The organism is Tenacibaculum sp. SZ-18 (genome assembly GCF_002813915.1).
Lineage (GTDB): Bacteria > Bacteroidota > Bacteroidia > Flavobacteriales > Flavobacteriaceae > Polaribacter.
Genome location: NZ_CP019335.1, coordinates 3,453,467 through 3,467,569 on the forward strand (window position 1 = coordinate 3,453,467; position 14,103 = coordinate 3,467,569).

The 14,103-nt window shown below is 30.5% G+C and carries 12 protein-coding genes; 3 read left to right on the forward strand and 9 right to left on the reverse strand.

The annotated features are described in order from the left end of the window. Positions 1–58: 58 nt before the first annotated feature. On the forward strand, positions 59–1,084 hold the full coding sequence (locus BTO06_RS15620) for a COX15/CtaA family protein (RefSeq protein WP_100926195.1): 1,026 nt from the start codon (positions 59–61) through the stop codon (positions 1,082–1,084). Here BTO06_RS15620 and BTO06_RS15625 read toward each other — a convergent pair. The 6 genes from BTO06_RS15625 to mutY all read right to left on the reverse strand — a co-directional run bounded on the left by BTO06_RS15625 (position 1,076) and on the right by mutY (position 5,979). Continuing rightward, complete coding sequence (locus tag BTO06_RS15625; RefSeq protein WP_100926196.1) at positions 1,076–1,867, reverse strand: hypothetical protein; 792 nt, start codon at positions 1,865–1,867, stop codon at positions 1,076–1,078. The genes BTO06_RS15620 and BTO06_RS15625 overlap by 9 nt on opposite strands. A 35-nt stretch (positions 1,868–1,902) precedes the next feature. Next, positions 1,903–2,424 (reverse strand): hypothetical protein, encoded by a 522-nt coding sequence (locus tag BTO06_RS15630; protein ID WP_198517092.1) that lies wholly within the window; start codon positions 2,422–2,424, stop codon positions 1,903–1,905. Positions 2,425–2,570: 146 nt separating this feature from the next. Continuing rightward, a complete protein-coding gene (gene gldD / locus BTO06_RS15635; protein ID WP_100926198.1) occupies positions 2,571–3,125 on the reverse strand; it encodes a gliding motility lipoprotein GldD in 555 nt (184 codons plus the stop codon). Then, positions 3,118–4,446, reverse strand: coding sequence for a gliding motility-associated protein GldE (gene gldE, locus BTO06_RS15640; protein WP_198517093.1), 1,329 nt, complete (start codon positions 4,444–4,446; stop codon positions 3,118–3,120). Before gldE ends, gldD begins: the two co-directional genes overlap by 8 nt. Before the next feature lie 19 nt (positions 4,447–4,465). Next, positions 4,466–4,897: a single-stranded DNA-binding protein gene (locus BTO06_RS15645; protein WP_100926199.1), complete on the reverse strand. Its 432-nt coding sequence runs from the start codon at positions 4,895–4,897 to the stop codon at positions 4,466–4,468. Positions 4,898–4,935: 38 nt separating this feature from the next. Continuing rightward, entirely contained in the window at positions 4,936–5,979 is a 1,044-nt protein-coding gene (gene mutY, locus BTO06_RS15650; protein ID WP_100926200.1) for an A/G-specific adenine glycosylase, read from the reverse strand. Positions 5,980–6,114: 135 nt separating this feature from the next. Between mutY and BTO06_RS15655 the strand changes: the two genes are divergently transcribed. Together BTO06_RS15655 and BTO06_RS15660 are read left to right on the forward strand one after the other, a co-directional pair. Further along, entirely contained in the window at positions 6,115–6,405 is a 291-nt protein-coding gene (locus BTO06_RS15655) for an HU family DNA-binding protein (RefSeq protein ID WP_100926201.1), read from the forward strand. 285 nt (positions 6,406–6,690) lie between these two features. After that, entirely contained in the window at positions 6,691–8,229 is a 1,539-nt protein-coding gene (locus tag BTO06_RS15660) for an Rne/Rng family ribonuclease (RefSeq protein WP_100926202.1), read from the forward strand. A gap of 63 nt (positions 8,230–8,292) precedes the next feature. On the opposite strand, the gene BTO06_RS15665 is transcribed toward BTO06_RS15660, so the two are convergent. The 3 genes from BTO06_RS15665 to BTO06_RS15675 are packed head-to-tail and all read right to left on the reverse strand — an operon-like array spanning position 8,293 to position 13,975. Further along, positions 8,293–10,521: a patatin-like phospholipase family protein gene (locus BTO06_RS15665; protein ID WP_100926203.1), complete on the reverse strand. Its 2,229-nt coding sequence runs from the start codon at positions 10,519–10,521 to the stop codon at positions 8,293–8,295. 4 nt (positions 10,522–10,525) lie between these two features. Then, entirely contained in the window at positions 10,526–12,319 is a 1,794-nt protein-coding gene (gene uvrC / locus BTO06_RS15670) for an excinuclease ABC subunit UvrC (RefSeq protein WP_100926204.1), read from the reverse strand. A gap of 9 nt (positions 12,320–12,328) precedes the next feature. Next, a complete protein-coding gene (locus BTO06_RS15675; RefSeq protein ID WP_100926205.1) occupies positions 12,329–13,975 on the reverse strand; it encodes a S8 family serine peptidase in 1,647 nt (548 codons plus the stop codon). Positions 13,976–14,103 lie beyond the last annotated feature (128 nt).

The following is a 14,103-nucleotide window of genomic DNA, read 5'->3' on the forward strand; positions in this document are numbered from 1 at the left end:
CTTATTTGTAGAGCGCTTTTTTTATGCTTTTACCGTATCTTTGTAAAAACATTTTTTGATGAAAAAACACTTTCCTCGAATTGTAAAAATTACCTTAATTACTGTTTATTTAATTTTCTTAGCTGGAGCGATAGTTCGTATGACTGGATCTGGAATGGGATGTCCAGATTGGCCAAAATGCTTTGGATATTACATACCTCCTACCTCGGAAGAACAAATTACTTGGCAAGCAAATAAGGAATTTAAACAGGGAATGATAATTGTTAAAGACGAAGTTTTATTCGTTGCGGAAAGTGATTTAACAACCGGAACCAGCTTTAATCCAAAGAATTGGTCAAAATATACCAAACACGATTACGCCAAGTTTAACAAATATCACACCTGGACTGAATATATAAATCGTTTAATATCTGTTGTTGCAGGATTTGTATTTCTTTTTTTATTGTATGGCGCGTTTCAATTTCGAAAAGAAAACAAAACCATCACAATTATTTCATTTGTCGCTTTCTTTCTTATGCTTTTTGAAGCTTGGCTGGGAAAAACGGTTGTTGATACAAATTTAAAACCAACAATTATTACTATTCATATGGTAATTGGGTTAGTTATTGTTGCACTGCTTTTATACCTACGATTTATTGTAACAGAAAAAAACAACACCTATAAATTTGATACTTTATTCAATAGGTTGTTAATATTCTCTGTGATATTCTCTTTGATTCAAATTGCAATGGGAACTCAGGTAAGACAATTTATTGATGAGCAAGTAAAGCAATTCGGATTTGACAATAAACAATACAGTCTGATGAATCCTAGTTTTAAATTTTACTTCCACCGATCTTTTACAATTGCAATAATTCTTGTAAATGTTGGAATGTTTTATTTGAATCAAGTAAGAAACTTAGGTTACAAGCTTGTAAATTGGATTGTTTTTTTAATTTTCTTAGAAACGATTACTGGAATTTTAATGTACTATGCTGAATTCCCACTAGGTACACAAGCCGTTCATTTACTTGCAGGAGCTATATTATTTGGACTTCAGTTTTACCTATGGTTACAAAGCAGAAAGGTAAAGCGTTTAGCGTAACTGGACATGAATATGATCATCGTGTCTGACCGCTTGACAACCATGAAATCTAATTTTCGAATTATTCAATTTCAATCTACTTTTTAAGTGAGGTTCTATAAATATTTTACTCACTTTTTGATGTTTTAAGAACAAATTAATCAATTCTTTATTGGCCTCGTTAGCAAATTCTAAGTCGAGGTTTATCCTTCCAAAGGTGAGGTATTTAGGAAAATCGTACTGCCAAAAACCTTTTTGCTTACAAACATCAATTTGATTGTATTCCTTTTCTATTGGCTCCTCATAAACTCCATAACCACTAATTGATGGTTTTCTATTAGTTAATTTTCCTTTTCCATCTTTGTACATAAGTGTTACATCAATCTTTTTACCATCGTTATGACTCAAATGTGGTAATAAAGGAAATCCATTAAAAAAAGGAAAATTTGCATCTAAATAAATGAGTTTCGCTCCTGATTTACTCTTTTCATAATTTTCTGCAACAGATTGTAAAACCTCATTCATTTCTGGAACAACATAGTTTCTATTTGTTAAGGTGTAGAGGAAAGATCGTGGCTGAAGATAGTCTGAATTTACAATTCTAACTCTTCCAAAATATGGAGAAATACAAGGAACAACAACAAAGGAAATTATAACATACATCAACAAAAATACGACAAGCTTAATCTTATTATCAAAATTCTTCAAACCGAAAATAACAAGCAAATAAACAACACCTCCAATTTGAGTGAAAACTGTTAGAAATATGATGACTAACAGGTGTTTAACTAGTTTAAAAATCATCCTAGTGCGAATTACATTATAAGCCTTACTTTAAACTATTTAAGTTTTTGTGCAATTGTAGAAGCAATAACTTTATTTTGATTTGCTATGGTATAATATGTATTAATATCTAGTATAATAAAAACAGATTCCTTTTTCATTTTGTCAAGTTTAACCTCTAATTTATAGTTTTGTTTTCTTTTGTCTAATAAATGATTATCCCAACTATTAAAGTCTTTCATTTTTAGATAACAAACAAATTGGAAATCGTTTTTATTGAACTTTCTTTCAGGAATTGATTCTAGATCAGCCTTCAACGGTGATGGATTATGTAAATTATAGTTAAACTTACTTTTAACACCTATTTTCCTAAATCTCTTTTTCAATTGTTTAGATAAATCCAGATAATAATTAATTGAATGTGTATCACCTGAAAATTCAAATAATATAACCTTTGGTTTTGTATAGTTTTCATTTTGCTCGTACTTTATAATCTCAACTTTTTCTGAAAACTCCATTTCAGATTGAGCGTAAATAAAACTCGACATAAAGACTAACGCTAAAAATATCCTTTTCACTTTTGTATTAGTTTTTGATTGCAACATTTATATTGAACAAAATTATAATTTTAAACACGCAATTTTGATGAATTTCCCATACTTAAAGTAAGGGATTTCCTTACTTTTCAATGACACATAAGAATTTTCTGTCTTGGAAGGGTAGATTACTCTTTCCACTGTAATGTTTCCATCATATGAATCATATCTTTTTTGATATAATCCACTGCTGGAAGTACACTATCATAGTTTGGTTTTGTATAGAAAAACAATGATGCTTTTAGAAAGTGTTTTACACTATCGGTTACATGAAATTGAACTTGGGAAGCGGCATTTCCGTGGATAAAAAACATTTTCCCAAACACTCTTTTTTGTTCATCAATGAAGTTTTCGGTATTAGAAATATTATCAGCTTTAATGGTATGTTCAAAAACCAATTTTTCTGCTTCCATTAATAATTCTTTCAAATTATCACTTACTGGCCTGTAGGTAATATCAACAGAGGCTTTTAGTTTTGGGTATTTAATTTTTAACCAATTCTCAGGTAGTTCTTGTACATTACTTTCTGAGGAAATTTCAAATAAATAAGGTCTTTCCGATTCAAATACCTTGTACTTATTTTCTGGATAATTCAAACTTAAATAAGCCTTAGGTTTTGGAATAGTTTCACTACCGCAGCTAACAAAAGCCAACACCAAAAACATTAAAACATACCTATACATTTCTTGTAACTTTTACTTGTTTAATTCTTTTTCTATCAAGTGCTTCTATGGTAAAAACGTATTTTTTGAAGTTTATTTTCTCACCTCTTCGAGGAAATTTTCCCGAAACCTCTAAAATAAATCCAGCTAATGTTTCACTTTCACCCTTTTCCTCTTCAAAAAGTGTTTCGTCTTCATCTAAAACCCTACATAAATCACGAATTGTAATTTTTCCCTCGAAAACAAAATTGTTTTCATCAATTTTAGAATACGTTAAATCATCATTATCAAACTCATCATTAATATCTCCTACAATTTCCTCTATAACATCTTCAAGAGTTACAATCCCACTTGTACCTCCGTACTCATCAACTACTATAGCTAAATGGTTCTTTTTATCTTGAAACTCCTTTAACAAATCATCAAGTTTCTTATTCTCCGGAACAAAAAACGGTTCTCTTAATAAACTCTTCCAATCAAAAGTTTTTTTATTCAAGTAAGCTAATAAATCTTTGGCATACAATACCCCTACAATATTATCAATATTCTCGTGATAAACTGGGTTTCTAGAATAGCCATTTTCTAAAATAATTTTCAGAACCTCTTCATAAGGTGTATCATCAGATATTGCGCAAACATCTGTTCTTGGTTTCATTATTTGTACGGTTTCCGTATTACCAAAAGTTACTATTCCTTCAAGAATTTTTTGTTCATCTTTCGTTGTTGAATCTTCAGATGTTAATTCTAAAGCTTGTGACAATTTTTCTACAGAAAGATTGTTGTTTTTATTCCCTAATCTTCTTTCAATACTATTGGTCAGTCCAATTAGAGGTTTACTTAACGGAGTTAACAAGGCATTTAAGAAATAAATTGGTCCCGACATTAAGTTAGCAAACAGTAAAGATTTTCTACTCGCATAAACTTTAGGTAAAACCTCACCAAACAATAGAATTAAAAAGGTGACTAATCCAACTTGAATGAAAACTTTAATGACTGAGGCCGGTATAATTGTAAACCCTACATCAATTGAAAAATTAATCCCTCCGAACATAAAATCTTCCAACGAAGCAAAAATCAAGACAATTAAAATATTGATAAAGTTATTCGTTACCAGAATTGTACCTAATAACTTTTTGGGTTTTTCAAGAAGTTTTACAACAAGACTTTTTCCTTTGGTTTCTTCATTTAACTCATCTAAATCTGTTTGGGAAAGTGAAAAGAATGCAACTTCTGTTCCTGAAACTAATGCAGAGCATATAAGAAGAACAAACAATGCAATTAAACTCGATGTTGTTATAAATGTAGCGTTAGTTATGAATAAAAAATAGGGTTCTGGGTCCAAATTCTAAATTTTAATTAAACTAAAATGGTAAATCGTCCTCTTCCTCTTTTACAGCAGAAGGATTCGTATTTTGAATCGGTTGTGCCTGATTCATGTTAGAAGGGGAATTAAGTTCTTTTTTCGTCGAAAGGAAAGTCATTTCTTGAACCTGAATCTCTGTAGAATATCTTTTTTGACCATCTACTTCATATTGTCGGTTTTTGATTCTTCCTTCTAAATATACTTTATCTCCTTTGGTTAAATATTTTTCGCAGATTTCAGCTAGTTTATTTCGTACTACAATATTGTGCCAATCCGTATTGGTTACTCTTTCACCTGTTTGACGATTGGTATATGTCTCATTCGTCGCTAATGGAAATCTTCCAATTGCATTTCCTCCTTCAAAATAATGCATTTTAATTTCGTCTCCTAAATGACCGATTAAAATTACCTTATTGATTGTTCCTGACATATTTTTACTATTGTGTAATTTCAAATATACAAATTAAGTTATTTCGTTTTTGTATAATCCTTTAAAAAATTGCTGATCAAAACTGAGGTAGGATATTCATCAATTTTTTTCCAAGGAATAAAATCTCCCTGCATCTTATTTATATTCACAATCCAAAATTTTGTATATAAATGCTGATGTGATAATTTATGTATTACTTCCTTTTGGTTGAATAATGAAACCTCCGCATTGTTAGGAATAAGAGAAATAAAATCTTCATTCGAGACTAATTCGTCAATACTAACACTATTTTTACTTTCTATCAAAGGAAACTGATACAAGCCTTGCCAAATTCCTTTTCCTGTTCGTTCAGAAAAAATAGTTTCATCTTTATCTGTAACGATGACCAAATAATTAAAGAACCTCTTTTTTACTTTTATTTTTTTTAGCTTCACTGGAAGATCTCCAACAATGTTCTTTTCGAAAGCAACACAATTACTAGCAAGTGGACATTCATTACAAAGTGGAATTTGAGGTTTACAATGTAAAGCACCAAAATCCATAATAGCTTGATTATATCTTCCTGGTTCTTCCTCCTGAATAATAGACTGCGCAAGTACTTTAAACTCTTTTATTCCTTTCGTGGTATTTATAGGTTTATCAATTCCAAAAAACCTTGATAATACTCGATAAACGTTTCCGTCTACAACGGCAGCTGGTTCATCAAAACAAATGGATGCAATAGCCGAAGCTGTATAATCGCCTACTCCTTTTAATTTTAGCAGCCCTTCATATGTTTCTGGAAAAACTCCTTTTAATTCATTCGCTACATACTTTGCAGTAAAATGTAAATTACGCGCTCGTGAGTAATATCCAAGTCCTTGCCATAGTTTTAGCACCTCACTCTCTTCAGCTGCTGCCAAGTCGAAAACAGTAGGGAAAGCCTCAGTAAACTTCAAAAAATAAGGTAGACCTTGAGCAACTCGTGTTTGTTGTAATATAATTTCGCTTAACCAAATTTCGTATGGATTTCTCACTTTTCTCCAAGGAAGCTCTCTATTATTTTTTAAATACCAGTTTATCAAAGTTTTATAAAAAAACATTTCTTAAATTTAGGAATTCGAAAATACAGCAATTAATTTATACTTTTTTTAAGAACAATTATTTTACGAATTGATTAATTATCATATATTTGCACGCTCGTAAAAACAAAATATCACAAATAAAATATATATATAATGACAAAAGCAGATATCGTATCGAAGATTTCAGACAAAACAGGAATAGAGAAAGCTGATGTTTTAGCAACTGTAGAGGCATTTATGACTGAAGTTAAAGATTCATTAGAAAGTGGAGATAATGTATATTTAAGAGGCTTTGGAAGCTTCATCATCAAAACGAGAGCTGAAAAAACTGGTAGAAACATTTCAAAAAATACAACTATCAAAATTCCTGCTCACAACATTCCAGCTTTTAAACCAGCTAAGACATTTACGGAAGGAGTAAAAGCTAAGGTTGCAGTTAAGTAAACAATATTAACTCACTCTTATTAAAGAGTCTATAAAACATTATAACTATGCCAAGTGGTAAAAAAAGAAAGAGAGCTAAGATCTCTACGCACAAAAGAAAAAAAAGAGCAAGAGCTAATCGTCACAAGAAAAAGTAAGTAGATATCTACTTACTTTTCTCTTGCTTAAGAAATACACCACGTTCTTTGAAATTGAGGTTATTCAACCTCATTGGTATTTTAAAATACCTGCTTCCAAAATCTTAATCAGTTTACATTCAAATATGTAAACATAAAATTTATTCAGATGAAAACAGAATTAATAATTCGTTCAAATTCTTCTGATATTGATTTTGCCTTGTTACGAGATGGTAGACTTGTTGAATTAAATAAAGAAACAAGCGACAATAAATTTTCAGTTGGAGATATATTCCTAGCCAAAATTGGGAAAGTAATGACTGGATTGAATGCCGCTTTTGTTAATGTTGGGTATCCTAAAGATGGATTTTTACATTATCATGATTTAGGACCACAAGTTTTATCATTAAGTAAATTTATAAAGAAAGTAAGCACAGGTAAATTTAAAGAGTTCACTTTAAAAAACTTCCGTTCCGAAGATGACATCGACAAAAACGGAGGTATTAACGACGTACTAAAATCAGGTCAAAATTTATTAGTTCAAATCGTAAAAGAACCAATTTCTACTAAAGGCCCTAGAATTAGCTCAGAGCTTTCTATTGCTGGTAGATTTTTAGTTTTAGTTCCTTTTTCAAACAGAGTATCGGTTTCACAAAAAATTACCGATAATAAAGAAAAAGAACGTTTAAAGAAATTAGCAAAAAGTATTAAACCGAAAGGTTTCGGACTTATCTTACGCACGGTTGCTGAAGGAAAACGAGTAGCTGAATTAGATAAGGATTTACAAAACTCATTAGACCGTTGGAAAACACTATGCAAACGCATTGCAAACACCAATACTCCAACAAAAGTATTAAGTGAGTTAGATAGAGCATCTTCGATTTTAAGAGATGTAATGAACGATTCTTTTACTAATATTATAACTAATGATGAGAGTTTAAAAATAGAAATAAAGGAATACTTACAAAAGATATATCCTGAAAAAGAAAACATAGTTAAACTCCACAGATCTAACGTTCCTATTTTTGAGAAATACGGTATCGAAAGACAAATCAAAACATCTTTTGGTAGAACCGTTTCTATGAGTAAGGGTGCTTATTTGGTTATTGAGCATACAGAAGCTTTACACGTTATTGATGTAAACAGTGGTAACCGATCTAACAAGGCCAAAAATCAAGAAGAAACAGCGTTAGAAGTTAATTTAATTGCAGCTACAGAAATTGCTAGGCAATTACAATTAAGAGACATGGGTGGTATTATAGTGGTTGATTTCATAGATATGAAAACTGCTGAAAACAGGCAAAAACTATATCAACACCTTAAAGAAGCCATGTCTTTAGACAGAACTAAGCATAAAATACTTCCTCCAAGTAAATTTGGACTAGTACAAATTACACGTCAAAGAGTTAGACCTGAACTCGAAATAAAAACTCGTGAACCTAATCCTAATAAAGATGGTGAAGTTGAAGCTCCAATTGTATTAATCGATAAAATTGAAGCTGAATTAGACCGTATTGTGAATAGTGATGTTCGGTATGAAGATATTACGTTAAATGTTCATCCATTTATTGCTGCATACTTAACTAAAAACTTAAAGTCTATTCGCTTTCAGTGGTTACTTCGTCATAAAAGATGGATTAAAATTATACCTAGAGATGCTTATAAGTACTTACAATATCATTTTTCTTATAGAAAGAAGAATAAGTAATAAGGCATTTTCTTATTAAGAAATTAAATCCTGCTTGTTTCATTACAAGTAGGATTTTTTGTTTTAAAACCAAAAGCCTAAATTAAACAACCAAAAGCGATCATTATGATCAGGAGACCACGCATATTTCAACTCAATTGGCCCTAACAAAGTTTCTACACTATAACCAACAGCATAACCTGATTTAACCTCGTTTAATAATTCACCTCGATTTAAAACATTTTTTCCTATTCTTCCGTAGTTTGCCAAAACACCAAAATACTGTTTTTTAAAAAGTTTATAACGAAAATGAAATTCGGACTTCAGAAATGATTGATCACTCAATGAGGATATATCATAACCATAAAACGGAACGAAGTTATTGATGTAATTTTGATTATTACCTCCTAAACGATAATCAAAAATTTCAGAGTCTTCTTCACCTAAAGTAAAACCAGCTTCAGAAATAAACTCAAAGGTAAGCCGTTCCCAAAAAGTTTGAGCAAAACTTAATCTACCATCAATTTGAGAATATTGGTTAAAACCGATGCTTCCGGGCGCAAAATCATTTAAAGCATCGTTTCTATTAGACAATAAAAACCAACGAAACTTTGCATTGATTGAAAAGCCTTTTGTCGGAAGAGCAATTTTATCATGGGTATCAACATGTAAAAAAGCGAAAGGACTAAAGTAAATACTTTCGTCAAATATTGTTTCCTGATCATTCGTTAAAAATGTATCTGAGGAAACTTTAAGAGCCTTTAACTCAACGCCGGCTCCAAATGCTGTTTTTCTATTAAAAGTAGTTTGCAAATAGACCTTATTCGTAAAATCACGATAGGTTACATTAATTTTATTCAAGTTATTTTCGTTGAATAAAACTTCTGAATTAAACGAGTTGTACCTAGAAGCAAATCCAAAACTTAATAGATCACCATTATCAATCAGATATTCTAAATCGTATCTAATTTTATCTCCTACTACAACATCGAAAGAAAGTTCATCATTTTTAAAAGCTAACTTCTTATTGTTGTAGTTTAATAAAACCCCAGTCTTATAGAGATTGTCATAATGCAAACCAAAACTAAGAAACGATTTGATTTCATTTTCCTTGACGATAATATTTAATTTTTTTCCATGAAAAGAGCTTTCTAAACTATAATCAACTCGTTGAAAATTCTTAGTGGCAGTTAGCGCATTAATTTTTTGGGAGATTTCTTTGTATGAAACTGAATCTCCTTCTTTCAAACGAAGTTTTCCTAAAAGATAACTCTGTGTATAATTTCTATTTCCTTTGAAAACAATTCTATCAATTAGAAAACGTTTATTTCTTGACCTTTTTTCGATCAAACTGTTTACAATCTTATTTTTTTCTTGTTTATTGTTTTCTTGTTTTTTAGCTATTTCCAAAAAAATATCTCTGAACTCTTTTGCTTTTCGTTCACCTTCTTTAAGAATCGCATCTTTATCATCAAAAGAAACCACACTATATCCTTTTATATCAGGATGAATATGAACATCTAACTTTTTAATCTGCTCATCGGTCTTTCGATACATTTGAAAATTTACAATTTGACTCAATAAAGAAGCTACAGACGTCAGTTGATCTCTTTGTAATAAGGTTCCTTGAACATTGACACCAATGATAATGTCAACTCCTTTCTCCTTCATTATATCTACAGGGAAATTATTTGCTACACCACCGTCAACAATTAATCTATTATTTACTTCAACAGGATTCAATAACGTTGGAAAAGAAGCTGTTGCTCTCAGCGCTAATGGTAAAGAACCATTTTCTAAAACAACTTCTTCACCAGTTTCAATATCTGTACCGATACAATAAAAGGGAATTGGAAGTTTAGAAAAACTTGAAATTTCGTCTACTGGCGATAATATTTCTGTCAGTAAGTTTAATACATTCTGACCCTTAGATAACCCCAAGGGTAAACCAATATTTCCTCTATTCACTGGAAGTGTTACGGCTGTTTTTTCCATAAAAGCCTTCTCAAAATAAGTTTTTTCTTCTCTCGGAACATTATCTTGAATTACAGAGAAGAAATCAATCTCACGAATCAAAGTCTCAATTTGATCAGCCGAATATCCGGCACAGTACATTCCTCCAATTATAGCTCCCATGCTTGTACCACCAATGTAATCAATCTTTACATTCGCGTTTTCTAACTCTTTCAACACACCAATATGAGCAAATCCCTTTGCTCCACCTCCACTTAAAACCAAACCAACTTTTAGTCGATCTTGGGAAAATCCAACAAACAACCAAATACTAAAAACTAAGGTTAGTGTTTTTTTCATACAGCTACTTTTTAGCGTGGAAATACTGATGAATTTTTTGAGCTCTAGCATTTCCAACAACTTCAATTAACTCTTGTAAGGTAGCATTTTTTACTCTTTTTGCTGATTTAAATTTTCGTAATAGATTTGTAATGGTTTGCTTTCCAACATCTGGAATCATTTCTAATTCTGATTGAATAGCACTTTTACTTCGCTTATTTCTATGAAATGTAATACCAAATCGGTGGGCTTCATTTCTTAGATACTGAATAATTTTCAAAGTCTCAGACTTTTTGTCTAAATACAAAGGAACACTATCTCCAGGATAATATATTTCTTCTAATCTTTTTGCTATACCAATAATCGCAATTTTTCCTCTTAGACCTAATAAATCTAAACTTTTTAATGCCGAAGATAGCTGTCCTTTTCCTCCATCAATAACAATTAACTGTGGTAACGGCTTGTCTTCTTGAAGTAATCTTTTATACCTACGAAAAACTACTTCTTCCATAGAAGCAAAATCATCTGGACCTTCGACGGTTTTAATATTAAAATGTCTGTAATCTTTTTTACTCGGCTTTCCTTCTTTAAATACAACACAGGCTGCAACAGGATTTGTTCCTTGAATATTTGAGTTATCAAAACACTCAATATGAACAGGCTCTTCTTTTAAACGTAAGTCTTTTTTCATTTGCGCCATGATTCTTTTCACATGACGATCAGGATCAACAATTTTTATTTGTTTGAATTGCTCTTGTCTGTAATACTTAGCATTTCGCAAAGAAAGTTCAACAATTCTCTTTTTATCTCCTAATTTAGGAACTGTAACTTTGATTTTATCTCCCAGTTCAACTTCAAAAGGCACATAAACTTCGCGAGATAATGAACTAAATCTCTGGCGAGTTTCTACAATAAAAAGCTCTAATAATTCCTTATCTGTTTCATCTAACTTCTTTTTAATTTCTGTGGTATAAGACTGAATGATAGAACCATTCATGATTTTAAAGAAGTTAGCATAACCATGTGTTTCATCTGAGATAATTGAAAATACATCCACATTATTAATAGTTGGATTTACAATTGTTGATTTTGCTTGATAATTTTGAAGTGAAACAAGCTTTTCCTTAATTAACTGCGCCTCCTCAAAATTCATTGCTGCTGCATATTCCATCATTATATTATGCAAACTTTCAAGACTTTCCTTGAAGTTTCCTTTTATAATACTACGTATTTTCTTGATGTTATCCATGTAAGCTTCTTCATCTTGATAAGCTTCACAAGGACCTTTACAATTCTTTAAATGATACTCTAAACATACTTTGTACTTTCCAGAATCTACTTTAGGTTTGCTTAAGTCATAATTACAAGTTCTTAAAGGGTACAGTTGCTTTATTAAATCCAACAAATTATGAACTGTTTTTACACTTGTATACGGACCGTAATATTCTGAACCATCCTTAATAACTCTTCTGGTCAAAAACACACGTGGGAAACGTTCTTTTTTAATGCAAATCCATGGATATGATTTATCATCTTTTAATAATACATTATACCTAGGTTTATATTTTTTTATAAGATTATTTTCTAATAAAAGTGCATCAGTTTCTGTATTAACAACTATGTGCTCAATACGAACAATCTTTTTTACGAGTACTCTTGTTTTACCATACTCATGATTCTTAGTAAAGTATGACGAAACTCTTTTCTTTAAATTTTTTGCTTTACCCACATAAATAACAAAATCATCTTTATCGAAATATTGATAAACCCCAGGAGAATGTGGCAATGTTTTTACTTGAAGTTCTAAAGATGTTGGCATAGAACGAAATTACAATTTTTTCAAATTAGAAATACTATCGGCCATAATTAACGCATTATAAGCATTAATCACTTTACCCGATTTAGAAAGTTTATTTATAGGAATTGTTTTCTCTATCTTTTCTATATCTGGATTACTTACTTCTAATTTAAACTCTAATCCAGAATCCATTAAAATTTGTTTTATTTGAGCAGCTTTAAGATTCGGATATTGTTGATAGATTAAACTTGCTATCCCAGAGGTTAAAGAAGCAGCTAATGAAGTTCCAGTGTCTAATCTAGAAATATTATTAGGAAAAGTGGTATAAATATCTTCAGCTGGAGCAAAAGCATCAACATCAATATTCCCATAATTACTATATACTAATCTAAACTCTTTATTTAACTTACTCGTAATTCCACCAACTAAAATAAAGTTGTTTACATATTCTTTCCCATTATTAATATTATCATTTGGAAAGTAGTTATTGACTTCATTTAAATCGTAATTCCAATTTCCTGCTGATGAAACAATCAAAACATTATGCTCTTCAGCATACTTCATTGCGTCTAAAACCCATTGTGTATTTACTGAGAATCTTTTACCGAAACTCATATTAATAATATTTGCACCATTATTCACTGCATATTTAATTCCAACTGCAATATCTTTATCGCTTTCATTACCAACTGGGGTTATACAAACGGGCATAATATCAACCTTATCATTTACACTTAAAATTGAACCACTGATTTCTGTTCCATGGTAAAAGAAATCAGTATTATTATTAACCAATTTATTTCCGTAGATGATATCATTTATATCTTCAGGATCGTCTTCTGTTAAAGCACGTTCATCATAATCGAGATTCAGCATTTTCACTTCTCTTGCTTCTGCCTTTAACTTATAGTTATTCATGTACTGTCTAGAAAAACCATAATTGATAAAATTGCTCTTTATCAAAATAGAACGCTGTAATTCCTTATCATTCGGGTACAACTTTTTTAAACTATCCAAGGATACAATTTTGAACTGCTTTTTTGGGAAATATTTGGCCAAATGGCTCTCTACATTATTTAATGAATTAATAAGCATATTTGAATAATCAATATCTTCTTTTGCATACTTTTTCATTTTTTCGAACCTTTTCTTAGCAGCCAAATAATAATTGTACTCCTCTGAATCTATACTATCAGTGTCTTTTAAATTCTTATATTTCGGAGCTAATTTTTTAACAACTCTTGTATATGAATATGAAGTAAATGTATTGTTCTCCCCATTTTTAGCTCCTAAGAAATTCCAACCGTTGATATCATCTATGTATCCATTTTTATCATCATCAATTCCATTATTAGGAATTTCGTCTGGATTGAGCCATACATTATTCTTTATAACACTATGGTTAATGTCAACTTCTGTGTCTAATACGGCTACTATTATTCTCTTATCAGGATTTTTAAACTGAAAACTATCTCTTAACCTTTCTATACTTAACCCTGGAATTGTATCTAATAAAATATCTTTCAGAAACCAGGTTTCTTTTTCTTTTTTAGTGAGATCTTTATTTTTAGTAATCAGGCTTTTCTGTAGTGAAATTGGAGTAAACTTCTTTTCTTGTTTTTTACAACCAACTATTATAGATATAATGAAAATTAAATATACTCTTTTTAAAGCCATTTTTGATGAAATTTAAAATCAAAGAAACTACAAATAACTAAGAGATAAAAGGCATTTTTAATGAATCCTTTTTTATAAAGTCTTTTTAAGTTGAAGAAGCTTTAGTACCAAATTTATAAAAACTCTCT